Source organism: Thiocapsa sp. UBA6158, from assembly GCF_002423035.1.
Classification (GTDB): Bacteria; Pseudomonadota; Gammaproteobacteria; order Chromatiales; family Chromatiaceae; genus Thiocapsa.
The window spans coordinates 97,563-120,960 of record NZ_DIUM01000135.1; the positions used below are offsets into that span (position 1 = coordinate 97,563).

19 protein-coding genes are annotated in these 23,398 nt (G+C 64.9%); 6 read left to right on the plus strand and 13 right to left on the minus strand.

The features are described 5' to 3' along the window. Positions 1–9: 9 nt before the first annotated feature. Together B4N44_RS18370 and B4N44_RS18375 are read right to left on the minus strand one after the other, a co-directional pair. Positions 10–588 carry a peptidylprolyl isomerase gene (locus B4N44_RS18370; protein WP_296704053.1) on the minus strand — a complete coding sequence of 193 codons (579 nt, stop codon included), beginning with the start codon at positions 586–588 and terminating at the stop codon, positions 10–12. Positions 589–656: 68 nt separating this feature from the next. After that, a complete protein-coding gene (locus B4N44_RS18375) occupies positions 657–1,277 on the minus strand; it encodes a hypothetical protein (protein WP_296704056.1) in 621 nt (206 codons plus the stop codon). Positions 1,278–1,503: 226 nt separating this feature from the next. Here B4N44_RS18375 and B4N44_RS18380 point away from each other — a divergent pair, with 226 nt between their 5' ends. Beyond that, the gene (locus B4N44_RS18380; protein WP_296704057.1) at positions 1,504–1,920 is read left to right on the plus strand and encodes a TerB family tellurite resistance protein; all 417 of its coding nucleotides are present in this window, start codon (positions 1,504–1,506) and stop codon (positions 1,918–1,920) included. A gap of 51 nt (positions 1,921–1,971) precedes the next feature. Here B4N44_RS18380 and B4N44_RS18385 read toward each other — a convergent pair whose 3' ends face one another. Beyond that, positions 1,972–2,424 carry a rhodanese-like domain-containing protein gene (locus B4N44_RS18385; RefSeq protein ID WP_296704059.1) on the minus strand — a complete coding sequence of 151 codons (453 nt, stop codon included), beginning with the start codon at positions 2,422–2,424 and terminating at the stop codon, positions 1,972–1,974. A gap of 195 nt (positions 2,425–2,619) precedes the next feature. Here B4N44_RS18385 and B4N44_RS18390 point away from each other — a divergent pair, with 195 nt between their 5' ends. The 3 genes from B4N44_RS18390 to B4N44_RS18400 all read left to right on the plus strand — a co-directional run bounded on the left by B4N44_RS18390 (position 2,620) and on the right by B4N44_RS18400 (position 6,904). Then, positions 2,620–4,149 (plus strand): helicase HerA-like domain-containing protein, encoded by a 1,530-nt coding sequence (locus tag B4N44_RS18390; RefSeq protein WP_296704063.1) that lies wholly within the window; start codon positions 2,620–2,622, stop codon positions 4,147–4,149. Positions 4,150–4,251: 102 nt separating this feature from the next. Further along, a complete protein-coding gene (locus tag B4N44_RS18395; RefSeq protein ID WP_296704065.1) occupies positions 4,252–5,727 on the plus strand; it encodes a class I SAM-dependent methyltransferase in 1,476 nt (491 codons plus the stop codon). Positions 5,728–5,860: 133 nt separating this feature from the next. Beyond that, entirely contained in the window at positions 5,861–6,904 is a 1,044-nt protein-coding gene (locus B4N44_RS18400) for an alpha/beta hydrolase (protein WP_296704068.1), read from the plus strand. Positions 6,905–7,277: 373 nt separating this feature from the next. Here B4N44_RS18400 and B4N44_RS18405 read toward each other — a convergent pair whose 3' ends face one another. Further along, positions 7,278–7,679, minus strand: a complete 402-nt coding sequence (locus B4N44_RS18405; RefSeq protein WP_296704070.1) for a nucleotidyltransferase substrate binding protein — start codon at positions 7,677–7,679, stop codon at positions 7,278–7,280. A 92-nt stretch (positions 7,680–7,771) separates the two neighbouring features. Further along, a complete protein-coding gene (locus B4N44_RS18410) occupies positions 7,772–8,125 on the minus strand; it encodes an HMA2 domain-containing protein (RefSeq protein WP_296704073.1) in 354 nt (117 codons plus the stop codon). 231 nt (positions 8,126–8,356) lie between these two features. Between B4N44_RS18410 and B4N44_RS18415 the strand changes: the two genes are divergently transcribed. Then, a complete protein-coding gene (locus B4N44_RS18415; protein WP_296704076.1) occupies positions 8,357–8,704 on the plus strand; it encodes a cupin domain-containing protein in 348 nt (115 codons plus the stop codon). Between the two features lie 79 nt (positions 8,705–8,783). Here B4N44_RS18415 and B4N44_RS18420 read toward each other — a convergent pair whose 3' ends face one another. The 8 genes from B4N44_RS18420 to B4N44_RS18455 all read right to left on the minus strand — a co-directional run bounded on the left by B4N44_RS18420 (position 8,784) and on the right by B4N44_RS18455 (position 19,859). After that, entirely contained in the window at positions 8,784–10,943 is a 2,160-nt protein-coding gene (locus tag B4N44_RS18420; RefSeq protein WP_296704078.1) for a heavy metal translocating P-type ATPase, read from the minus strand. A gap of 119 nt (positions 10,944–11,062) precedes the next feature. Further along, on the minus strand, positions 11,063–11,500 hold the full coding sequence (locus B4N44_RS18425) for a hypothetical protein (protein WP_296704080.1): 438 nt from the start codon (positions 11,498–11,500) through the stop codon (positions 11,063–11,065). A 315-nt stretch (positions 11,501–11,815) separates the two neighbouring features. Then, complete coding sequence (locus B4N44_RS18430) at positions 11,816–12,169, minus strand: hypothetical protein (protein ID WP_296704083.1); 354 nt, start codon at positions 12,167–12,169, stop codon at positions 11,816–11,818. Further along, positions 12,162–12,929 (minus strand): hypothetical protein, encoded by a 768-nt coding sequence (locus B4N44_RS18435; protein WP_296704084.1) that lies wholly within the window; start codon positions 12,927–12,929, stop codon positions 12,162–12,164. Before B4N44_RS18435 ends, B4N44_RS18430 begins: the two co-directional genes overlap by 8 nt. A gap of 216 nt (positions 12,930–13,145) precedes the next feature. Next, positions 13,146–14,477, minus strand: a complete 1,332-nt coding sequence (locus B4N44_RS18440; RefSeq protein ID WP_296704087.1) for an alpha-amylase family glycosyl hydrolase — start codon at positions 14,475–14,477, stop codon at positions 13,146–13,148. Positions 14,478–14,549: 72 nt separating this feature from the next. Further along, entirely contained in the window at positions 14,550–16,169 is a 1,620-nt protein-coding gene (locus B4N44_RS18445) for a glycogen synthase (RefSeq protein ID WP_296704089.1), read from the minus strand. Between the two features lie 622 nt (positions 16,170–16,791). Then, a complete protein-coding gene (locus B4N44_RS18450; protein WP_296704091.1) occupies positions 16,792–18,180 on the minus strand; it encodes a GH1 family beta-glucosidase in 1,389 nt (462 codons plus the stop codon). Beyond that, the gene (locus tag B4N44_RS18455; RefSeq protein WP_296704092.1) at positions 18,177–19,859 is read right to left on the minus strand and encodes an ABC transporter ATP-binding protein/permease; all 1,683 of its coding nucleotides are present in this window, start codon (positions 19,857–19,859) and stop codon (positions 18,177–18,179) included. The genes B4N44_RS18450 and B4N44_RS18455 overlap by 4 nt, the downstream gene beginning before the upstream one ends. Positions 19,860–20,066: 207 nt before the next feature. Between B4N44_RS18455 and B4N44_RS18460 the strand changes: the two genes are divergently transcribed. Further along, complete coding sequence (locus B4N44_RS18460; protein WP_296704095.1) at positions 20,067–23,186, plus strand: discoidin domain-containing protein; 3,120 nt, start codon at positions 20,067–20,069, stop codon at positions 23,184–23,186. Positions 23,187–23,398: the final 212 nt, after the last annotated feature.

A 23,398-nucleotide genomic window follows, 5' to 3' on the forward strand; every position in this document is an offset into this window, starting at 1 on the left:
CTTTCGACTTCAGAGCGCGCGGCAGTCCGCGAGGACCACTTCGGTCTTGGTCCCGCCGGAGCGCGAGCCTTGGGCCTCCATCGCCTCGACGACGTCCATGCCCTCGACGACCTTGCCGAACACCACATGCTTGCCGTCCAGCCAAGGGGTGGCGTCGACCGTGATGAAGAACTGCGACCCGTTGGTGTTGGGGCCGGCGTTCGCCATCGAGAGCAGGCCGGCCGCGGTGTGCTTCAGCTCGAAGTTCTCATCGGCGAACTTCTCCCCGTAGATGGACTCGCCGCCCGTGCCGTTGCCGCGGGTGAAGTCGCCGCCCTGGATCATGAAGCCCGGGATGATGCGATGGAAGGGACTTCCGGCATAGGACAGCGGCTTGCCGCTCTTGCCCGTGCCCTTCTCGCCGGTGCAGAGCGCGCGGAAGTTCTCGGCCGTCTTCGGGACCACGTCGGCGAACAGCTCGATCGTGATGGTGCCGGCGGGCTCGCCGCCGATCGTCACGTCCAACGCAACCTTGGGATTGTCAGCAAGAGCGGGTGTCGTCATAGCAGCTAAGAGTACCGTGGTGAGGTAAAGGGATGGTTTTGACATGGTCAATTCCTGTCGTGGTGGAACCTTGTGAGTGATCGTCGGAAAAAAAGGCCGGAGGTCGCCGTAGATCATGCCGCCGGTGGCTCGGTCTCGCTCCCGACGAGCCCCTCCGGGGGAGGACATCGTGCGACCAACGCATCGGGTAGCTCTCCGCGTCCGGCTTGGTAGAGCGCGCCGGACTCGAGCATGATGGTCACCATCACGGCAAGCAACAGGGGCACGACGCCGATGCGTGCCCAAATGGCGCTGGCCATGTCCTGCGACTCGATCTTGTGCCGCTCCATCTCCTGCATCGCCGGCGGCAGCGTCCTCAGCTGTGCCGCGATCTCGGTCTCGTCCTGCTTGCCGAGTAGGGCGATGCTCAGGATCGCGGCGCACACCAGGTAGGCGATCAGGATCAGGCGATAGCGGCTTGCGGCCAACCGCCAATGCGTCGCGGCGAACCAGCTCATGTCCTTGCCGGGTCGCCTGGACCTCATCCAGGTTCCGCCGATCAGCACCAAGGAGAGGGCGAGCGGGATCGAGACCGCGAACCACTTGTAGCGCCCGATCATCGAATCCGGCTCCGCCATCGAGCCCGCGAGCAGCGCGACCCCGATCAGGAGATTGAAGACGATCAGGTTGACCATCGCGAGTTCATGCGGCGTCTTGGCCTTACGGCGGACTGTCTCGTCGACGGGGAAGAACATGGCTGTCGCGTCCGTGGAGGTCAATCGGAACATTCGATCCGGGTCACGCGCAGAGCGTACCCGGAGCCGGCACCATTTTGGAGCCTCTGCTCCCGAGAACGCAAACCCGAGGGGGCCGACTTAGGTCCGGGCTTGGATCCGGGCCTGCACACGGCGGCGCGCTCGGGTTTGTGCGATCATCGCTCGACCGTCACGAAAACGAAATCACTGAGGAGCCAGGACGAGGATGCCCGAGATCACCCCCTACGCGGACAACAGCGCCGAGGCCATGCTGCGCGTCATCTCACTCTTCATCATCGGCGATGGCGAGGTGAAGGACGAGGAGATGGAGATGCTCGAGGAGCTCGGCGTCTTCGAGCGCTTCGGCGTCGACCGCGATGACTTCGCGCGGATCTTCGACGGTTACTGCGACGACCTCATCGCTCATGCGGGTACGGCGCGCTTCGTCGGGCTCGCCGACCCGGATTGGGTCGACACCATCTTGGCGCCGGTCACGGACCGCATCTCGCGTCGGAACTTGGCTCGGATGCTCCTGCTGCTGGCGCGCTCGGACGGCTTTTTCTCCGACGCCGAGCTCGTGATCTATCGCCAAATGCTCGACCGCTGGGAGATCGACATCGACTCGCTCGCCGAGCCGGACTGAGCGGCGGCCGACACGGGTCGCTGGAAGGAAGCGTGGCACACGCGACCCGGCTCAACAGCGCGGACAAGGCTCCACCGGCAAGCTCTCTCGAATCCAGCCGGCCCCGGCGCGGCTTCCGGCCATCCCGCCGAGGACGTTGTAGACGTTGGTGAATCCTCGGTCGAGGAGCGCCTTCTGCACGTGACCGCTGCGGTTACCGGTCCGGCAGATGAGTGCGACCGGGGCGTCCTTGTCGCCGCCGACCTCGGCCAAAACCCGATCCGCGAAGCCCTCCGGCCCTTTCGGGTGGCGCATGTCGATGCGATGCGCGCCTTGCGCGACCCCGGTTTGGCGCCACTCCATCGGCGTGCGGATGTCGATCAAGGTCACCTCGCCGCTGTTCGTGCGTTCGAACGCCTCGGAGGCGGTCAGGGTCGGTCCCGTCGTCGGGAGACATCCGGCCAGCAGAAGCGTGGCGGCGACCACCGCAAGGGTGCGATGTGATCGGGGTTGTGTAAGCGACATCGGAGAATCCCCGGGGCAACAGTGAAGATGACTGTCGCGGTAGGTGGTCACGAGTAGAGGCGACACAAGTCCGCGCGGTCGCGGCGGGACGCGCTCGGTATACTTGACACCTCGACCGATCGGCACCGTCCTTCTGCGCATTGCCGGAGTCGGTTCTTCGGATCATCCACATTCGCCATACACGGAGTGCTTGTCATGAGCCAGTCCATCCTCGTCGGCAAAGGGCCCGAGCCGGTCTCGATCCTCTCGCGCATGGCCAACCGGCACGGTCTGGTCGCGGGTGCGACGGGTACGGGCAAGACGGTGACCCTGCAGCGGCTCGCCGAGCAATTCAGCCGCATCGGCGTGCCCGTGTTCCTTGCCGACGTCAAGGGCGATCTCGCGGGCATCAGCCAGCCGGGCGGCGGCAATCGGCGTGTTGCCGAGCGGGTCGCCGAAATGGGTCTGGAGCAGGAGGAAGGTTTCGTCTTTGCCGGCAATCCGGTGATGTTCTGGGACATCGAGGGACAACAGGGCCATCCGGTCCGCACCACACTCACCGAGATGGGACCGGTGTTGTTGTCGCGGCTCCTGAATCTCAACGAGGTGCAGGAAGGCGTCATCAACATCGTCTTTCATGTCGCCGACGAGAACGGCTGGCTGCTCCTCGATTTGAAGGACTTGCGCGCCTTGTTGGCCCATGTGGCCGAGAACGCCGCGGAGCTCCAGACCCGTTACGGCAACGTCTCGCCGGCGAGTGTGGGCGCGATTCAGCGCCGCCTGCTGGTCATCGAGAAGCAGGGCGGAGATCGTCTCTTCGGTGAGCCCGCGCTCGCGTTGCAGGACATGATGCAGACCGACGAGAACGGCCACGGCTATATCAATATCCTCGCCGCGGATAAGCTCATCCATACCCCCGCGATCTACTCTACCTTCCTGCTCTGGCTGCTGTCGGAGCTGTTCGAGGAGCTGCCCGAGGCGGGGGACCAGGATAAGCCCAAGCTGGTCTTCTTTTTCGACGAGGCACATCTGCTGTTCAAGGACGCACCCAAGGTTCTGCTCGACAAGGTCGAGCAGGTCGTGCGGCTGATCCGCTCCAAGGGTGTCGGGGTCTATTTCGTGACCCAGAACCCGATGGATGTCCCGGACACCGTCCTCGGGCAGCTCGGCAACCGTATCCAGCACGCCCTGCGCGCCTTCACGCCGCGCGACCAACGCGCGGTGCGGGTCGCCGCGGAGACCTTCAGACAGAATCCGGCGCTCGACACCGAGGCCACCATCACCGCACTCGGCGTCGGCGAGGCACTCGCCTCGACCCTCGACGAGCAGGGGATTCCGGGGATCGTGCAGCGGGTGAAGATCGCGCCGCCCGGGAGCCATCTCGGCCCCATCGAGCCCGAGGTTCGCAAGGCCGTCATGGATGAGTCGTTGGTGAAGGGTGTTTACGAGGTCGCGATCGACCGAGTCTCCGCCTACGAGATCCTGGAGCAACGAGCCGAACAAGCCGCGGCGGCCTCGGCCGCGCCCGAGATCCCGGATCTGTCCGAGTACTTCGGCCGCAGCGGCAAGAGCGCCTCGGCGTCCTCGACCGGCAAGGCGCCCGCCCGACGCGCCAGCACACGCCAGACCCCGGTCGAAGCCTTCGCGACCAGCGCCATGCGCTCGCTCGGCAGCCAGATTGGTCGTCAGTTGATTCGCGGGATCATGGGCTCGCTGACCGGCGGGAGCACACGCGCACGCCGGTGACGGATTGCCGGTGGTGTCGTAACACACCTCACCGTCATCTCGCGGACGGATCCGGATCGGTCGCCCTGCTGTGTCATCTCGGAGGTGGGCAAGCTGCTGGTCATGAAATCACCCTACGACGATTATCCGGAGTTCTATACTCCGGACCACAGACCGCAACGTCTTTTGTCGCCCGCCAATAAAGAGCAGTTGGAGAAGCCTCACGCGGCTATGTTCGCCGAGTGGAATATTCGGGATAAGACCGTCCTTGACCTCGGTTCTTGTCTTGGCGCGACGGGCCAGTGGGTCTTGTTCCATGGTGCTCGGCACTACACCGGCGTCGAGGCTCAGACCGCCTATGCGGAGCAATCGCGGCGTCTTCTCGGGCATTATTCCGATCGTGTCAGGATCGAGCAGGGCGCCATCGAGGATTTCCTGGACGAGAATAGGGATGAATTCGACGTTGTCGTGATGCTCGGCGTGATCGACGCCTTCTTGAACTATCACGACCTGCTCGCGAAGGTCGCGCGAATCTGCAAGGAGACGCTGATCATCGAAGGGGTCCATCCGTATCCGAATGTCTGTAATCCCAAAGCCCCGATCGTCGAGATCACGACCGAGCAGTCCATGGTGGTGGCCGACGCCGAGCAGCACGTGCAGGGGATCGGTGTGCGTATCTCTCCGTCGGCACTGTCGATTGTACTCGGCACCATGGGGTTCGAGTCCGTGGGTAGGCCGACGATGCCGAAGCACATCAAGGGCGTGATTGATCATTTCCGGGGGGATCCATCCGAAACCTACTCGGTGCGCTACATCGAGTCGTTTCGGAAGGTGGACAGCATCTGTCGGGGTCTGACGGATGAGTTGGTCCATCCGACAGAGGACGCCAAAATCGAGGCATGGGCCGGCTTCGAAAAACATCGGCTCTTTGTCGAGCCGAAAACACAGGCGTTGTCGGACAAGAAATGGCTTTTCGATCAAACGGTGGCGGATAATTTTCCGGCCGAGGCGCGTCAAAATATCCCCGATTACGGACGCGTGCTTGACGTCTGCATCGAGGTTGCCGACATGTTTCTGGATAAGGACGCACCGGTGATCGATGTCGGCTGTGCCTTGGGCGAGGCATTGAAACGTCTTTACGCGCACGGCTATCGGCGTTTGTACGGCGTCGACAACTCACGCGATATGCTCGAGCGTGCATTCAACACGACCGATCGGGAAGTGACCTATATCCGTTCCGACAGGTTTCCGCCCGAGCATGGGCCCTATCGGCTGGTGACCGCGAACTGGACACTCCATTTCATCAAAGAACGCGAAGACTACTTAAGAGACATCCATGCGGGGCTCGAAGACGGGGGCTTTCTTGTCTTGACCGAAAAGGTGATGTTGTCTTCGATGATGGATCGTCTCTATAGGCAATTCAAGTCGGATGCGGGATTGAGTCAGGAGTATGTCGATTACAAGGAGGAGGCATTGAAGGACGTTCTCGTGCCTTATCCTTTGGATTGGTACCTGGTCAAGTTGAGGCAGATCGGCTTTCGCTCCGTGGAGATTCTCAACGCGAGGCTTTCGTTCGTGACCTTTCTTGCACGCAAATAGAAGGTTTATTCGTCCCGGACCGATGCCGATAGGGTGGTGGGTTTCGGGCGATTTTCGTCGGGGGCAATCAGGAGGGTATCTCGATGTATGTCGTCACGAATCGGAAGGTCAACGCGCGCAAGGAGGTTTGGATGTGTTCGGAAATACGCCGAATACGGTCGGCCCCAACGAGCTGCGGCTCGTGCAGGTCACCAAGCAAGGTTCCCACTACATTACCGAGCTGCTCACAGACAAGCTGACGCAGGCCGAGGTGCGGGAGCTGAAGCGGCGGCACGCGCTCGACATCGACGAGCGCGAGGATTGGTACGCGAGCCTGCGGGTGGCTTGCGATCTGATGGAGCAGGCGGCGCGCGAGAAGCGTCACCTGCTCATCTATGTGCACGGCTACAACAACGACATGAAGGACGTGCTGGGCACGGCGGAGACGCTCGAGGCGCTCTACAACGTCATCGTCCTGCCTTTTAGTTGGCCGGCGAACGGCGGCGGGGCGGTCAGCGGGACGGCGGACTACCTCGACGACAAACAGGATGCGCGAGTCTCGATGGGCGCGCTGAACCGCTTCTTCGAGAAGGTCCAGTTTTACCACGAGAAGCTGACCGAGGCGCGTCGCGAGGCATTCTGGCAGCAGGCGCTGGCTGAAGACGGCAGTCGAGGCAACCGGGAGGCCATTCAGGCGCGCTTCACGCAGCTCTTGGCCGAGGACTGCAAGGTCACGCTCAATCTGATCTGCCACAGCATGGGCAACTATGTACTCAAGTACGCGCTGCAACCCAGTGCTGCGGCCGCCGCGAAGCTGATCTTCGACAATGTCTCTCTGGTCGCCGAGGATACGAACAACGCGGCTCACGAGACCTGGGTCCAGCGCATTCAGTTCCGCAACCGTCTCTATGTCGTCATCAACGAGAACGACTTTGCCCTTGCGTGGTCGCGTCGCAAACCGGGCGAGGCGCAGCGGGCCCGGCTCGGCCATGACCTCAAGAACCTGTTCGCGGCGAACGCACGCTATATCGACATCACCCGTGCCGATGGCGTGGGCAATGCCCACGGTTACTTCGCGGGAGAACCCGTGCATCGAAACCCCGAACTCAAGCTGCTCTTCAAGGATGCGTTCGAAGGCGGACGGGCCGAGGACCGACTCCCTTATGCGGCGGATATCAACGCCTATCGGTTGATCTAGCCGCGCGTCGCGGGTTCAGGCGGATGCCCTGTGGTGGTTCGGACACGCAGGCATCGGCATGTCGGAGGATGACGCTGTCCTGCGCGATAATCCTCTGGAACGATTCGCTCGCAGCGGCCCAATCCACGACATCGACACGCCAAGGCCGGTCGGACTCGGAGAAATCCTCGGCCAGTGCGGCGCGGGCATCCAGGGAAAGGGGTTCGTCGGTGATGATCGCGAGAGCCAGATCCGAGTAGGGCCGAGCGGGTCCCTTTGGTGCGCGAGCCGAAGGCCCGGACCTCGCAGTGCGGGAGATGCCGATCGAGAATGTCGCGGACGATCGTCCAGTGATCGGGACCGATGTCGATCGGGGGTGCGGCGGCCGCCTCGGTCATGTTCCGCGTTCCTTCAACCGGTCACGCAGATAGGTCGCCTCGGCGAGAAATGACGGAATGGCGTCGACGACCGCAAGTGCCGTGTCTTCGTCGTAGGTGTGGCTGGTCATACCGCGCATCTCGCTGTATCGGCGCCAAGTAGGCCAGTCACACTGCAGCCGACCCTGTGCGTTGCCCGAGCGGATCAGATCCTGCAAGGCCCTGCTTTGATCGGTGTCGGGACTGGGCGAGACAGATACAAGATCACGTTTCAGCATCTTGTGGCTGAGCTCGTAGGTAAACTCGAAGCGCTGAATCAGGCCATCACGGATCTGTGTGTCCGTGATGGCCTGTTGATACCGGGCTATGCCTTCCGCCAATCGGGCGATGACTTTCTCGAGGGCGCTGATGTCGAGCATGAGGGCGCGTCTCCCGATGCGGCTCGCCGATCGTGGGCGTGCTTAGCGTAACATGACGGCATCCTCACGCCTCGCGCCCAAGTCGGGCGCGATCAGAGCAGCACGCTGACCAGCCGCACGGCCGAGCGTTCGACGGCCTTCTGCATGACGGCGCCGGCCAATGCCTTGCCGAAGACCTCGTGCACGCGCGTCGCACCCGAATCGGTGCGGATCGAGGCACCGAGACAGCCGACCTGCTCAAGTCTTTCCAGGATCTGCGCTTGGGTCAGGCGTTCGGTCTCGTAATGGACGGTGATGCTGCCTGCGCGTGGATTCACGCGCACCTCACGCACCCCTTCGGTGGCAAGCAGCTCGCCTTCGGCGAGACGTGCGCTGACCGGGTCGCACCGAAACGAGCTCGAACGAATCCGTAGGCGGCCGGGCACGTGATGGATATAGTGACTCATGGACGGATGCCTCGCGATGGAAGAGCGGATGACGACAACCGCATGGTATGACCGGTCATCAGCAAATGCAAATCCTTCGCATTACCGGTATTCTCTCGGGGTCTTCGGATCCGCAAGACAAACACTCGACCGGGAGTCCCGCGCCGATTCCCTTCAAGCGGCTCGCTCCAAGACACGAGCAGCGGGACTTGACCGGTCCATGCATCAGCTTTCACGACGAGAATGCGCACGATGAACAATGACGATGATTGGTTGGTCTTCCAGCTCGAGGAGCTGATGGCACGCGTCGAGCCGGGAACCCTGTCGCTCAAGGAGTTTCTGCGCACACCCTCGCTCAGCTGCTCGGTCTATCACCTCCCTGCCGGATCGCGCGACATGGCGAGCGCGCACGAGGAGGACGAGCTGTATCTCGTGCTCGGCGGGCGAGGGCGACTGCGGGTCGGGGACAGCGAGCATGCGGTGCGTGAAGGTACGCTGATGTACGTGCATGCCGCCTGCGATCATGCCTTTTTCGATGTCGAGGAGGATCTCACGGTGCTGGTCTTCTTCGGTGCGCCGGTCCGGCTACCCCGCGCCTAAACCGCGTCTGCGCCGCCGTTCGAGGATATGCGCGAGATCGCGTCCGGGCGAGGACCGTGCATGTCCTAGCGGATGCGGTTTAACGACGGACGATGTCCTTGATCCGTTCCAGTCGGGCGCTCGACGTCCGGTCGGTCTCCCCTTCGAGCCGCACACCCTTCAGCGCATTGAAGAGGATGCCGATGGTGGTGCCGTTGTGCAGCAGGGCGCTCGCAACCGGCGAGAGGACACCGCCGATCGCGCCGGCGAGGATGCCGGTGTTGATCCCGATGGCCGCGCGGAAGTTGCCGCGGATCAGGGCCATGGTCTTGGTCGCGATCTCGCGCGCGTCGGCCACGGCTCCGAGACGGTCGTCCATCAGCAGGATATCGGCGGTGGCGCGGGCGATGTCGGCGCCGCGCGGCATGGCGATGCCGACGTCTGCGGCGACCAGTGCCGGACCGTCGTTCACACCGTCGCCGACGAAGGCCACGCGGCTGCCGTCCGCCTGGAAGCGGGCGATCAGGTCGGCTTTTTCCTCCGGCGCGACCTCCGCGTAGACGGCGTCGAGGCCCAACTCGCGGGCCAAAGCCTCGGCCTTTTGGCGGCGATCGCCCGTGATCATCACCAGACGACGAATCCCTTGTGCCCGCAGACGCTCGAGCGTCTCGCGTGTCTCGGCCCGCAAGGTGTCGCGCAGGGCGATCAGCCCGACCGGTCCATGGGTGTTGCCGACGAAGAGCAGGATCTTGCCCTCCTCTTCGAGACGCGCGATCTGCTCGGCATGATCATCGAACGCGATTCCCCGATGCTCCTCCAGGTAATGGCGACTGCCGACCAGGATCTGCTCGCCCTGGACGTCGGCCGACAGACCGTGCGCGACCAGATAATCGACCTCGCCGTGCGAGATATGCCGTAGATCGCGCGAGCGCGCCGCTTCCACGACGGCGTTGGCCACCGGATGGGCGGCGTGCTCCTCGACCGAGGCGACGAGTGCGAGGAGTGCCGTCTCGGTACAATTGGCCTCTTTCCTCAGGACGACGACATCAGTGACCTCGAGCTCGCTGTGGGTCAGCGTGCCTGTCTTGTCGAAGACGATGGTGTCGACACCGGCGAGGTGCTCGATCGCCTCGCCGCCTTTCATCAGGACGCCGTGCGCGGCGGCTTGATACATCCCGGACTTGAAGGCGACCGGCGTGCCCAGCTTGAGCGCGCAGGAGTAATCGACGAGAAACACGGATTGCAGGCGGGTGAGGTTGCGGGTCACCCCGTAGACCGCTGCGCCCGTTCCCAGGGTCAAATAGACCCGCTGATCGGCGAGTCGGTCGGCCTCGCGCTGCGTGTCGGAGCGCTTGTCGAGTGACTCCTGGATGAAGCGCGAGATGCGTGCCGTCGTGGTCTCCTCGCCGACCTGCGTCGCCTCGATCCGCAGCCGGCCCTCGACCAGGACCGAGCCCGAGATGGCGCGGCGCGGCGCTTCCTTGCGCACCGGGACGTCCTCGCCGGTGACGGCGGCCTGATTCACCAGGGCGCTGCCGCCGACGACCCGTCCGTCGACCGGAATGGTCTCACCCGTGCCGACCACGACCACCTCGCCGGGCATGACCTGATCGCCCGGAATCTGTGTCAGCTCGCCGTCGCGCTCGACCCAGGCCATTGCGGGCTCGGGTCGCAGCAGCTTGCGCAACAGACGGTCCGACTGGCGCTCGGTGCGCCGCTCGAGGAAGTTGCCGAGCGCGAGCAGGAAGTCGGTGATGTTCGCCGTGTAGAGCTCGCCCCTGGCCGTGGAGAGACCGATCGCAAGCGCGTCCAGCACCTCGACCTTGATGCCCTTGCGGATCAGGGTCTCGGCCCCGGTCCCCACGGTCGAAGCGACGTTGGCCACCGTGAGCGCGACTTGGAGCGGGCGGCTCAGAAAGGGCAGGAGTGCAATGGTCGCTACAGCGCTCACCATGGGCGCGATCTCGGCGTCGCGCGAGCCGCCATGCGAGGACAGGTTTTCGGCCGGCGGCGAGTAGGCTTTCAGCCGGTTCAGTACGGCCGTTCGCGCCCCTGCGGATGGTCGGTAGTCGACGACCAGAGTGCGTGCCCCGCGATTGGCCCGAGCCGAGGCCACCGCGCCGAGGAGCTCCATCCAGTCCTCGATGTCCTCGGGCTCGAAACCCGGTCTGCCGAGTGCGGGGATGCGCAGCCGCACGCGCCCCGGAAGCTCGTGGACGATGCGATAGCCGACGTTGGATGAGGGTGAGTCGAGGTCCATAAGTCCGCTAAACCACGTCCGGGGTGATATGAGTTTCGGTGATGTGCGCAGCGCCCGTCGCGCAGCGCTTCCTTGAGAAGGGCTGCGGCGACGGCGAGACGGGGTTCAGCCGTGGGGGGTCAGCCGGCCTCTTTCTTGGACTGGGCCGCATGGTGAAGCTCGGCCTCGGCGTCATGAAAGCGTTCCTTGGCCTCCTCGATGCCGCCCTGCAGTGCCGACCAGACCTGGACCACGCCTTTGATCGCGGTGCGCTGGACGCTCTCGTTGGTGAGCAGATAGGTCGCAGCGGCACCGATCAGCAGTCCTTTCAGGAAGCGATCGTTGCTGAAGTTCAGGAACGAGCTTGTCTGCTGTGCCTGCCGAGGGTAGGCGTCCCCGGCCTGCATCGCACCATAGCCTTGCGCGTATCCGTATCCCGGTGCGGCCGACCCGTAGGCGGCATAACCGACCATCGGCGAGGCTTGGCCGCCGGCTTGGCTATTGGATTGAACCCCGGGCACCTGTGCGCTCGGGTTGGCCGCCATCGGGTCACCGTGAGGGTAATAAGGTCTGTTCATGTCGATCCGTCTCCGTGTGAAAGTGTCGGCAGCGCGGCTGCTGGCCGGTCTGAAGTGATAAGGGACGAGGCTCATCGGGGTGTCGCCGGGCGATCGGTTCGCACTCAAGGACCGCTCATGGGGCGCGCATCCGGTGCGTACGGCTGGTTCCCTGAGGGTGCGGGCGCCGGTGACGGGGGCGTCTGCGTCGAGGCCGACCGCGCCCGAGCCTTGAGCACGGAGCGCACGAGCAAGACGAGCGCTGCACCGACGAGCAGGCCGCCAATCCCTTCGGCGAGGTTTTTGTGTACGCCGTGACGTTGACGCTGACGATGATCACTCATGGGAGTCGCCCCGGGCCTCTGCCCAACGCTGCAGGCCGTAGAGCGCTAGAGTGCCCGCCGCGAACATGATGCCGAGACGCATCAGGCCCTGTTCGGCGACGCTGGACGCAGCCGCACCACCGATGGCGGTGGCGACGGCTGCGGTAATGGCCGTCTTGCCGGTCTCGGCGACGGCGGCGGTTGCGGTCAGATCGCCGGATTCGACGCGTTGCAGGTTGGATGCGGCGGCGACGCTGCCGCCGACGACGGCGCCCAAGGTGGCGAGTCGGACCAGGGTCGCGCAGTCCGCGCCGCCGGCCCGGCTCGCAGATTGAGCCGGTATTTGAACGAGCCCGTGATCAGACATCGGATGGCTCCGCCCGATCTGTCGGCCGCGGTCGCTGCGGGCCTTCCTTGACGCGATCGACTCCCGTCTTGAGCACCGACGTCGCCTTCGCACCTGTCTTGAACAGGGCGCCTTGAACGGATTCGTTCGTCAACACAAGGACGGCCGCAGCGCCGAGGAGTGCGCCCTTCCAGAACTCCGAATCCTCCAGATTCAACATCTTGGACAGACTCGACAAGCCGTTCCCGCCATTGGCGATCTCGTCCACCAGCTCGGACATCCCCGGACCTCGCGGTCCATGACCGCCGCCGGAAACGTGCGTCTGAGCGGGCATGGCGCCGAAAGCCGGTGCGTAATCCGGGTGCGGCATCCAGGGCGGGACCATGCCGGCATAGGGCGACGGCGAGGCATAGGCGGCGTGGGCTTGAGCATGGTAGGCCGCCCAGTACGGATCGACACCCGGTGGGTGGCCGTAGCCTGCCGGGTGGGGCGCCTGGCCTGGATGCACGCCCGAAAACGTGCCCGGCTGCATCCCCGGATAAGGCGGGGGTGCGCCGTAACCGGGCTGACCGAGGTATGGGGTCGGGCCGGGATAGGCGCCCGGCATCCCGGCATGAGGGCCGTTCGCAGGAGCGGTGTTCGCGCCCTGAGTCGGGGCCGGATGAACAGCGGATGCGCCGGGAGCGTAGCCCGCTGTGGATGCGCCTTGCTGCGGTGTGTCGGACGGCGGCTGACCGGTTGCCGCTGGGTGTCCCTGTTGACCGTTGCCGTGATCGCTCATGCTCAGTGTTCCTTGTCGGTGTTGGACCGGGCCGGCACAGCGCCGGCTCGCCACAAGTGATTCTGAGCGAATGATAACGGTTCTTGTTTATGTTCTCAACAAGGCATGTTGCGATCGGTTTTGAATCGCTCCTCAACCGCGCCAGTTCCGACAGTTCCCGGAGCTGGCGCGGCCAAGCCATTCCAACAAAATGACGCAGACCGCACCGGGCGCGGTTTAGGCGACCTGCGTCCGGTCTTCGCTCCGACGCCGTGCGCTGCCGGATTCGCTGTCGGTGCGCACGGCCGGGGTCACCCAGACGCGACCCATGCCCGGGCCGAGTTCAAGCTCGAAGGGTGTCGGCAGTCGGTCCAAAGGTGACTCCGGCGAGACATCCAGCATGGGATCGGCTGCTCGGGCGACCTGGCAGATGTCGTCGATCCGCAGGTGTTGGTGATTCCAGGGATCCTTGTTCAATGCGAGCAATGCCGTGTCCCGACCCGTATCGGATCCTTTGCGCAGCAGGAGGATGGCCGGATTCGAATGATGGAGGCGCTCGATCGGCCCCTCCTGCTGGAACACCGGGAAACGGTCCTTGATCCGGTTGACTTCGGCGATGAAGTCGGTGAGATCGAGGTTCGTGCCCTCCCAGTCCTCGGGGCGGGTGTTCACGACGTCGAGACGCCGTCTGAAACCGTGCTCGAAACCGATCGGGCTCATGATGCCTGCCGAGAAGAGCGCGGCGAAGAGATAGCGCTGCTTCATGGCGTTCGGGTTGCCGCCGGATTCGTGGAAGAGCCGCTCGGTGTCGTGACTCTCCGGGAAGCTGATCGAGGGGACCAGCCGGCGCGTCTGCTCGTATTGCTCCAGAAGCCATCCGCCCTCGAAGTCCCACCATTTGGAGCTGTTGAAGATGGCGTCGAAACCGGCGGCCGCCGTCTCGCGCGTCTGCTCCGGCGAGCAGCCCAGTGTCTCGGCGACGAAGATGACATCCGGATGTGCCTTGCGGATGTGCGTGATCAGATGCTCCCAGACCGGCCTCGGGATCTGGTAGGCGGCGTCGCAGCGAAAGCCCCGAAATCCCAGATCGATCAGGTACTCGACCATCTTGACGCAATAGGCAAGCAAACCTGCGCGATCGGGCGAGTCGCGGTGATCGAATTGCGCCAGATCGTGCCAAACGACGCGGTTGCCGTCGGACTCGACACAGAAGGCGCTGGCGACGGCGTCCCCGTCGCGGACGAACCAATCCGGGTGCTCGTGCACCAGTCGCGAGTCCTTGGCGCAATGGTTGATCACCAGATCGATCATCATGCCCAGACCGAGCCGATCGGCCTCCGCGACCATGGCGCGAACCTGCTCCTCGGGGGACCGGTCCGTTCCTGGTGCGACGAAGGTCGCGTTGATCGCGAAATGATCCGCGATCGAGTAGAGGGAGCGTGACTGGCCGAGCACCTGGATCGGGTTGACGAAGACCCAGTCGAAACCCATGCGGGAGGCCCGCTCGAGGTGGGGTGTCCAGTCCTTGAACTGTCCGGCGAGCCGTGGAAACAGATTGTAGATCTTCATCGAGCCGATACGCTCCTTGCCGCGCCGAGGCGCGGCGGATTGGGGGCTGGGTCGAGGCCGTCGGACGGCCGTTCAGCCTTCGCGGATATAGTCGTAGATATTGAGATAATCCTGGCCGGGCGTGTTCCAGGAGTAATCGGTGCGCATCCCGTTCTTCATCAACTCTCTGAAGTGCTCGGGATGGTTGTGATAGCAGGCGATGGCGCGCCCGAGCGCGGACTCCAAGCCGGCGTTGTCGAAATCGCGGAAGACATAGCCGTTGCGCTCGTGCAGCGGGCGGTGCGAATAGTCCTTATCGAAGACGGTGTCGGCGAGCCCCCCGACCTCTCGGACCACCGGCACCGTGCCGTAGCGCAGCGCGATCAGCTGGGTCAGTCCGCAGGGCTCGAAGCGGCTCGGCACCAGCATCATGTCCGCCCCGGCATAGATGAGGTGCGAGAGATCCTCGTCGAAGCCGATCTCGAGATGACAGTCGGGGCTGTCGTTGAGCATCCGTTTGAGGCCCCAGAAATCGCCGTTGATGCGCTCATCCGGACTGGATCCGAGCAGCACGAACTGGGCGCCGCGTTCCAGCGTGTAGAAGATGGCGTGACGCACCAGATCCAGACCCTTTTGCGGGTCCAGCCGGCCGATGAAGGCGACGATCGGCTTTGCGTTGTCGGCGAGCATCAGGCGATGACGCAAGGCGCGTTTGTTGTCGTACTTGCCGTCGATGCTCTCGACGCTGTAGCGCACCGGGATCTGGTGGTCGACCTCGGGGTTCCAGATGTCGTAGTCGATCCCGTTGACCACACCGCCGTATTTCATGTGATGGGTATGCAGGGTCGGCTCCAAGCCGAACCCCTGGCCTTGGTCTTTGGTCTCGAAGGCGTAGCGCGGCGAGACCGTGGTGATGAAATTCGAATAGACGATCCCGGCCTTGAGCAGATTCAGTGCCTTCGGATAGGTGTTGTCGGCCATGCGATCCTGATTGAAGAAGCGTTCCGGTCGATGCAGTCCGGTCGCGTGCAGGATCTCGACCCCAGTAACCCCTTGATGGGCGAAGTTGTGGATGGTCAGACACACCCGCGGATGGGTCATCCCGAGCGCCTGATAAAACTCGTAGAGGAAGACCGGAACCAGGGCAGTCTGCCAGTCGTGCACATGGATGACGTCCGGATGCTTGCCCGCCTTCCAGAGGAACTCCATCGCGGCACGCGAGAAGAAGGCGTAGCGTAGGACGTCGTCCTTGTATCCGTAGATGCTGCCGCGGTTGAAGAAGTTGTCCGGCGAGTGCGGCTCGATGAAGAAGCACTTACGCCCGTGCACGAAGCCGAAAAAGACCGTGCAGTGGATCGCGCCGTCGTACCAGGGGACCCAGAGATCCTTGTAGACCTCGTGCATCTCGAAGATCTGATCGTGCCGCAGGGTGGCGTACATCGGCAGGATGATCTCGACATGATTGCCGCGGATCGCCAGCTCGCGGCTCAGACCGAAGACCACATCGGCCAGCCCACCGACCTTGGCGACCGAGGCCAGCTCGGGCGTAATGTGGACGATGAAGAGGCTCGGACGCGCGGGCGCGGGCGGTGTCGGCGCCTGGATCGGCTCGGGCTCGGGCTCGGACTCGGACTCGGACTCGGACTCGACGACCGGCTCGGGTGGTGGTGCCGATGGCTTCTCGAGCTCCGGCTCCGGCACCGGCAGGGGCATCGGCGAGGGCTCCGGGTCGCGTGTCGGTCGGGGTCGCGTCGGGGGCGGTGCCGGAGATGCCGCGGGCGTGGAGCTGCGGGTCGACGGTATCGCTTGCTCGGTCTTCGGTGCGGGCTCTGGCGTCGCCTCGCCGCCCGCAGCCCATTCGCCCGGCGCACGTGCTGCATCCGGCGTCGGCACCGAGTCGGTCGGAGGCTGCGGGGCGGAGGTGGCTGTCCGGGGAGTGTGTGCCGAGACTGCAGAAGGGGAGGTCTCGGTTTCGGGCGCCTTGCGCTCGGGCGTGCCTGCCGGGGGCGATACGCCCTGGTGCGGCACCGCCGAACCCGAGTTGACCGCGGCGATCTCTTCCTCGCCCGCGGGCCGAGGCGGACGGCTCGTTGACGCGGTTTTGGATGCGGTGTGCTTGGATGCGCCGCGGCGTGCGGCGTCCCTTTTCGATCCGGTTGGCTTGGATCCAGTCGGCTTTTTCGCCATGCCTGATTTCTTCCTGCAGCGGTGTTCGTTCCGGGTACGACTTCAGCGGCCGATGACTAGTGTAACCCGGGTGTCGAGCCGGGGCGCTCTTGGACCGGAGATCGCGAGATCCCATCCGAAGATCCCGCGCGACGCGGCCCGAGCCAAATCAGTCCCGCGCACTCAGGTCGCCGTGCCGCAGGCCGCGGCCGTAACGGCGAATCGCGTCGCGATAAAAGCGACCGCTGTCCTTGATCAGGCGTTGCCGATCGACGGGATCGACGTGGACTAGGCCGAAGCGCTTTGCGTAGCCGTAGCTCCACTCGAAATTATCCAGCAGCGACCAGGCGAAATAACCGCGCAGATCGACGCCTCGGCGCAGCGCACGGGAGGCCGCGCGCAGATGGGTGCGCAGATAGGCGATGCGCTGTCGGTCGTGGAGACGCCCCGCGACCGGCGGCGGGTCGTCGAAGGCCGCGCCGTTCTCCGTGATGTAGACCGGCGGGTTGCCGTAACGTCCCTGAATCCAGAGTAGGATGTGGGTCAGCCCTTGCGGGTAGACCTCCCAGTCCATCGCCGTGTGCGGGCGCGCGTCTTGGCGTACAGGGCGGGCACCAACCGGCTCCTCGGTCGGATCCGCGCGCACGACCGAGCGCGAGTAATAGTTCACGCCGATGAAGTCCGGCGGGGCGCGCAGGGCGTCCAGCTCGCTTGGACTGTGCCGCGGCCAAGCGCTGCCGAAAATGGTTTCCATCTCCGCGGGGTAGCGGCCGAGGAAGACCGGGTCGAGAAACCAGCGATTGATGAAGGCGTCGCGGCGTGCCGTCGCGCCGATGTCGTCCGCCGATGGGCTCGCCGGATACTGCGGTTCCAGGTTGACGGCAAGCCCGATGCGCTCGATCCCCTCGGCACGACCGCTCGCCGAGGCCGCGGCATGGGCGCGCAGCAGATTGTGCGCGACGATCGGCGTCTCGTGCGGATTGCGATGCCCGGGGGCCAGGTCGCCGTAGAGATAGCCGCCTGCCGTGATGACCCAGGGCTCGTTCAGCGTGATCCAGAGGCGTACCCGGTCGCCGAGGGCGCGATACAGGATCTGCGCATAGTCCGCGAACCACCCCGGACTCGCGTCGCTCGCCCAGCCCCCGCGCGCGTCGAGCGCCTGGGGGAGATCCCAATGGTAGAGGGTGAGCATGGGCTCGATCCCCCGCTCCAGCAACGCATCGACCAGGTGTCGATAGAAATCCAGGCCCGGCTGATTCACCCGCCCGCTGCCCTCGGGGAGGATCCGCGCCCAGGCCACGCTGAAGCGGTAGGCGTTCAGACCGAGCGTCGCCATCAGGGCGACATCCTCGCGCCAGCGCCGGTAGTGGTCGCAGGCGATATCCCCGGTTTCGCCGTTTAAGACGCGCCCGGGCGTATGGGCGAAGCGATGCCAGATGCTCGGCCCCGCCCGGTCGGCGAGCGGAGAGCCCTCGATCTGGTAGGCCGAGGTCGCGGCACCCCACAGGAAGCCTCGCGACGGCGAGGCGTTCTGCATCTCGGTGAGGGGTTCGTTCATGTCTGCGCGCTCCAGGTCCCGTCCTGGGCGACCAAGAGCACCTCGTCGTAGGCGGCGGGATCGTCGTCCTCGTCGCCGAGCGTGATGTAGGTCATCCCGCGCTCGCGCAGCATCGCGAGCAGCTCGTCGATCTGGCATTCGCTCAGCGCCCGGGTCGGGTGGTCGAGCATGACGAAGGCGGGCTCGGCGAGGATCACCCGCGCGAACGCCAGAAGCTGCTGCTCGCCGAGCGAGAGCAGCTCGTTCCAGTTGCGCTCCACGTCGAGTCCGCCCGCCCGAACGAGCGCGGGCTCGAGCTTGAGTGCACGCAAGGTCGCGAGGATGCGCTCGTCGGTGAAGGAGCCGTTGGAGTCGCTCGGGGTGACCAGATGCCTCAGGGTTGCGGGCGGGAGATAGGGCCGTTCCGGGAGGAACATGAGTGCACGGTCTTTCGGGCGCAGGATGCGCCCCTCGCCGGCGTCCCAAAGTCCGGCGGTCGCGCGGAACAGGGCCGTCTTGGCCGACTCGTTCGGCGCGATGATCAAGAGGCGTTTACCGCGCGGGACCGAGGCTGACAATGCCTTGACCAGATCTCGCCCGCTGCGCGGCGAGCGCAGCGTGAGTGCATCGAATGCCACGCGGTCACTATCGGTGCGGATCTCGATGTTCGATACTCTCGAGGTTTGGTCGTCGCCCATCGCCTCGCGCAGCCCCGCCAGGCGCGCGATCACGGCCGTGTAGGCCGAGATCGACTGAAACTGGGTGACGATCAGCGAAAAGGCGCCGAGCAGATGGGCGAAGGCGATTGCGGATTGGGCGATGACACCGAACTGAGCCTCCCCCTTGATGAACAAAGGGGCGACGATCAAGGCCGGAATGATCTGGATCATGTAGTTGTAGCCGGTGGTAAAGAATCCGAGGTTGCGGTTCACCAGGATGATGCGTTGGAAATTCGTCGTCAGATCCTCGAGACGCTCGAGCAGCTGATATTTCAGCCTGGCCTCGCGTCGCAGGAGCGCGATGGAGTCGGCGTTCTCGCGGACATGGATCAGGCGCGAGCGAAAGTTCGCTTCCTTGTCGAGCTGGTCGTAGTTTAAACGGATCAGCGGCTTACCCAGGAGCACCGTCATGAACGAGCCCAGCGCGGCATAGGAAACGGCCACGACGAACAAGAGCGGGCTGATGCTCCACATGACGCCCGAGAAGGCGATCACCGTGAAGCTCGCGTTGAGCAAGAGGAGCACGAACGAGAGCGTCGTGGCGGTGAGGTAGCGGATATCCTCGCTGATGCGTTGATCCGGGTTGGCCAGATCTACCGTGTCCTGCAGGCGAAAATAGGTCCGATCATCGAGATAACGCTCCACGGCTCGCGCCGTCAGCCAGTGGCGCCACACCAGACCCAAGCGTTCCTCGCTGTAGCGAAAATAGACCGCGACCAGGGTCGAGAGCGCGAACACGCCGACGTAAAGGAGGGCGAAGTGCGTGAAGCCGCTCATGTCCTTGTTCTCGATGGCCGTCATGAAATCCCGGCCGACATAGCTGTTGAGCACATTCAGGCCGTTGATGCCGAACAGAAGCAGGATCAACAAGGTAAACAGCAGCTTCGCTTTGCCGCCGACCTCCGAGCGCGCCAGCATGGCGAGCATTTCGAGGAAGCGTTTCCAGGTGGTGCGGCTGATGGTTGTGCGCAGTGCAATCATGGTGGAGCCGGGCCTTCGAGATCGGGGAAGCGAGCGCCGGCGGAGCGCACGACGACCCTTCCGGCTACCCTGGTCCAACGTCGCGGATGACGCTGGCCGGGCGCGAGTATAGCCTTACGCCCTGACCGGTTGCGCGGGATCATCGACGCGATCCTGCGTCGTCCCCGAAACGACCTCTTTCAACCCCACACGCGGGATCCGCAGCCCATGACGAGCGAGCTATTGGATGACTTCGTCGACCCTTCGCGTTGGCAGGCCTACGCGTCGGGACGGGCACAGCTTCGGCTGCAATCCGATAGCGGTCTCGAGGGATCGGCGCTGCGGCTCGACTTCGATTTCCACGGTGGCGGCGGCTTCGTCGTCGTCCGCCGAACGGCAGCGCTCGTGCTGCCGCCGGCCTACTGTATCCGGCTCGCCCTGTGCGGTGCGATGCCACCCAATGGATTCGAGCTGAAGCTGGTCGATCCGGGCGGGACCAACGTCTGGCGCTACCGGCAGGAGATGCTCGAACCCGACGGCGCCTGGCACGTTCTCGAAATCCCGAGCCGCCTGATCGACTTCGCCTGGGGACCGGCCGGCGGCGGTGTGGCGCGCGCGATCGGTGCCATCGAGATTGCGATCGTCGCCGGCTCGGGAGGGCAGGGCCATCTGTGCATCGCCGACCTTCGCATGGAGGACCGCACGCCGCCCTGGCCGCCCGAGCTTACGGCATCGTCCGCCCTGCCCGGACACCCGCCTGTGGCTGTCCTCGACCCGGGAACCGCGACCGACTGGCGTGCCGGCTCCGGTTGCGGGGAGGCATGGCTTACCTTGGATTTCGGTCGCGAATGCGAGTACGGCGGATTGATCCTGCACTGGAGCGACCCCGCGTCCGCTCCGGCCTGCGAGCGCGCCTTCCGCGTGCAGGCATCGAACGACGGGGAGGATTGGCGCCTGCTCTACTCGGCTTCCCGTGCCGGCAGTGCCTGCAGCTTTGTCGGTCTACCGAACGCATCCTCGCGCTTTCTGCGGCTTGCGCTCGATCCGGGGCCCGACGGCGTCTATCCGGCACTCGGATCGATCGAGCTTCAGCCCGATGCCTTTTCGCGCTCTGCCGACGAGCTCTTCCATCATGTGGCCGAGCGCGCGCCGCGCGGGCGCTATCCGCGTTGGCTCTATCGCGAGCAGACCTACTGGACGGCGGTGGATGTCCCCGACGGGGGGATTCCGGCCCTGCTCAACGAGGATGGCTTGATCGAGGTCGGACCCGCTACGGGCAAAGGCGCCGGCTGGACGCTCGAGCCTTTCTTGTTCGTCGACGATGGTCTGCTCGGCTGGGCCGAGCTGGCGCCGGCCCCGTGTCTGGAGCAGGGTGAGCTGCCGATCCCGTCCGTCACCGGAACCCGGGCCGGTCTGGTCCTTGCGACCACCGCCTTCGCGGCCCGCGCTCTCGGGCGCCGGGTGCTCTATGCGCGGTATCGTCTGGAGAATCGGCGCGACACCCCGGTGGCGTCCACACTCTTCGTCGCGGTGCGCCCCTTTCAGGTCTCGCCGCCTTGGCAGGGCTATGCCGACATCGGCGGCGTGAGTCCGATCCATCGGCTGGCCTATCGCGACGGCCGGGTTCGAGTGAACGACGAGGAGGTTGTGATCCCGCTGAGTGAGTCGAGCGGATTCGGCGCGGCGACCTTCGATCAGGGTGCGATCCTCGATCGGCTCGCACTCGGCCGGCTCCCGCCGGACCAAGCGGTGGAGGACCCGCTCGGCTTCGCCTCGGGTGCGCTGCGCTTCGATCGGGTGCTCCCGCCCGGCGGGGTCGAGGAGGTCGTGATTGCGATCCCCTTCGCCCGCGATGGCGTGGGGCCGGTCTCGGATGCATTGCGCCTCGGGCACGGGCTCGATGCAAACGCCGGATTCGCCGAGGCGGTGCGCGACTGGTCCCAGCGGCTCGGCGCCGTTGCCTTTGCTCTTCCACCCTCGGCCCGCCTCCTCGCGGAGACCGCCAAGACGGCGCTGGCCCACATCCTGATCAACCGCGACGGACCCGCCTTTCAACCCGGCCCGCGTCGCTACACCCGCTCCTGGATCCGCGACGGCGCGGTCATGTCCGCCGCGCTGCTGCGGATGGGCTGCCGGAGCGAATCGGCGGACTTTATTCGCTGGTATGCAGGGTTTCAGACCGAGGCCGGCGAGGTGCCCTGCTGCGTCGATCACAAAGGCCCGGATTGGCTGCCCGAGCACGACAGTCTCGGCGAATTCATCTTCGCCGTCGCCGAGCCGGTGCGCTTCACCGGCGATCGGCAGCTCGCGGCGGATCTCTGGCCCGCCGTGTGTCGCGCGGTGGCCTATCTGGAGCAGCTGCGCGCCGGTCGGTTGACCGATGCGGAGCGCACGCCCGAGCGTCGGGCCTGTTTCGGTCTTCTGCCCGAGTCGGTGAGTCACGAGGGGTATCTCGCCCAGCCGGTGCACGCCTACTGGGACGATCTCTGGGCGGTGCGCGGGCTCAAGGATGCCGCCTGGCTCGCCGAGATCCTCGGCGAGGATGCCGAGCATGTGCGTCTGACCACGCTCTGCGAGGATTTTCGCCGCACGCTCTACGCCTCGATCGCGCTGACCATGTCCGAGCGCGGGATCGACTTCATCCCGGGCTCGGTGGAATGGGCCGACCCCGACCCGACCGCCATCGCGGTGGCCCTGACCCTGATCGACGAGGGCTATCATCTGCCCGCAGCTGCCTTGCAGCGCACCTTCGAGGAGCTTCTGAATCGCTTTCGCGCCATGCATGAGCAAGGCGTGGACTGGACCAACTACAGTCCCTACGAGGTCCGCGTGGTCGGAGCCCTCGTCCGACTCGGGCGCCGCCGCGAGGCCCACGAGGTTCTGCGCGTCCTCCTTGCCGATCTGCGCCCGTCGGCCTGGCATCAGTGGCCCGAGATCATCTGGCGCGATCCGCGCGCGCCCGGCCATCAGGGCGACCTGCCGCATGCCTGGATCAGTGCCGAGTATGTCCTGGTCTTCCGCGATCTCTTCGCCTACGAGCGCGAGGCGGACGGGTCGCTCGTGGTCTGTTCCGGGATTCCGCTCGACTGGTTGGATGAGGGCCCGGTGAGCGTGACCGGGCTGCCGACCTGGTATGGCCGGCTGGACCTGCATCTCGGGCGCGGGGCAGGGGATGCCTTCGAGCTGAGTCTCTCCGGACTCGACCGGATCCCGTCGGGCGGGATCCGCTTCGCCCCGCCGCTCGATCTCGCGTCGCGCTCGGTCCGCGTGAACGGCGAGCCGGCGGACGAGGACACGGCGACGGAGCTAGTGATCCGGGCCTTGCCGGCGCGCGTCGTCGTGACCTGAGCCGCGGCTGTGCCGACCGAATTTGTCTTTAAACCGCGTCCGGAGCGACATGCGATATTTTCGTTTTGGGTTTGGCTTTGGAGATGTCCACGACCTCGGTGAGGCGCGGTTTAAAATTTAATATTTTTTAGTATGTTAAACCGCTCCGGCTCCAACGGTCGTCAAGTCGGCCGGGGCCGGTCCCATCCGAAAACATTGCATGTCGCGCCGGG

What these genes read in the sequence shown, in the direction of transcription:
- B4N44_RS18425 (WP_296704080.1), bottom strand. Translation starts at nt 11,500, where the DNA reads ATGAACAGACCTTATTACCCTCACGGTGACCCGATGGCGGCCAACCCG.
- B4N44_RS18440 (WP_296704087.1), bottom strand. Translation starts at nt 14,477, where the DNA reads ATGAAGATCTACAATCTGTTTCCACGGCTCGCCGGACAGTTCAAGGAC.
- B4N44_RS18445 (WP_296704089.1), bottom strand. Translation starts at nt 16,169, where the DNA reads ATGCCCCTGCCGGTGCCGGAGCCGGAGCTCGAGAAGCCATCGGCACCA.
- B4N44_RS18370 (WP_296704053.1), bottom strand. Translation starts at nt 588, where the DNA reads ATGTCAAAACCATCCCTTTACCTCACCACGGTACTCTTAGCTGCTATG.
- B4N44_RS18460 (WP_296704095.1), top strand. Translation starts at nt 20,067, where the DNA reads ATGACGAGCGAGCTATTGGATGACTTCGTCGACCCTTCGCGTTGGCAG.
- B4N44_RS18430 (WP_296704083.1), bottom strand. Translation starts at nt 12,169, where the DNA reads ATGTCTGATCACGGGCTCGTTCAAATACCGGCTCAATCTGCGAGCCGG.
- B4N44_RS18450 (WP_296704091.1), bottom strand. Translation starts at nt 18,180, where the DNA reads ATGAACGAACCCCTCACCGAGATGCAGAACGCCTCGCCGTCGCGAGGC.
- B4N44_RS18435 (WP_296704084.1), bottom strand. Translation starts at nt 12,929, where the DNA reads ATGAGCGATCACGGCAACGGTCAACAGGGACACCCAGCGGCAACCGGT.
- B4N44_RS18375 (WP_296704056.1), bottom strand. Translation starts at nt 1,277, where the DNA reads ATGTTCTTCCCCGTCGACGAGACAGTCCGCCGTAAGGCCAAGACGCCG.
- B4N44_RS18390 (WP_296704063.1), top strand. Translation starts at nt 2,620, where the DNA reads ATGAGCCAGTCCATCCTCGTCGGCAAAGGGCCCGAGCCGGTCTCGATC.
- B4N44_RS18395 (WP_296704065.1), top strand. Translation starts at nt 4,252, where the DNA reads ATGAAATCACCCTACGACGATTATCCGGAGTTCTATACTCCGGACCAC.
- B4N44_RS18385 (WP_296704059.1), bottom strand. Translation starts at nt 2,424, where the DNA reads ATGTCGCTTACACAACCCCGATCACATCGCACCCTTGCGGTGGTCGCC.
- B4N44_RS18455 (WP_296704092.1), bottom strand. Translation starts at nt 19,859, where the DNA reads ATGATTGCACTGCGCACAACCATCAGCCGCACCACCTGGAAACGCTTC.
- B4N44_RS18420 (WP_296704078.1), bottom strand. Translation starts at nt 10,943, where the DNA reads ATGGACCTCGACTCACCCTCATCCAACGTCGGCTATCGCATCGTCCAC.
- B4N44_RS18415 (WP_296704076.1), top strand. Translation starts at nt 8,357, where the DNA reads ATGAACAATGACGATGATTGGTTGGTCTTCCAGCTCGAGGAGCTGATG.
- B4N44_RS18405 (WP_296704070.1), bottom strand. Translation starts at nt 7,679, where the DNA reads ATGCTCGACATCAGCGCCCTCGAGAAAGTCATCGCCCGATTGGCGGAA.
- B4N44_RS18410 (WP_296704073.1), bottom strand. Translation starts at nt 8,125, where the DNA reads ATGAGTCACTATATCCATCACGTGCCCGGCCGCCTACGGATTCGTTCG.
- B4N44_RS18380 (WP_296704057.1), top strand. Translation starts at nt 1,504, where the DNA reads ATGCCCGAGATCACCCCCTACGCGGACAACAGCGCCGAGGCCATGCTG.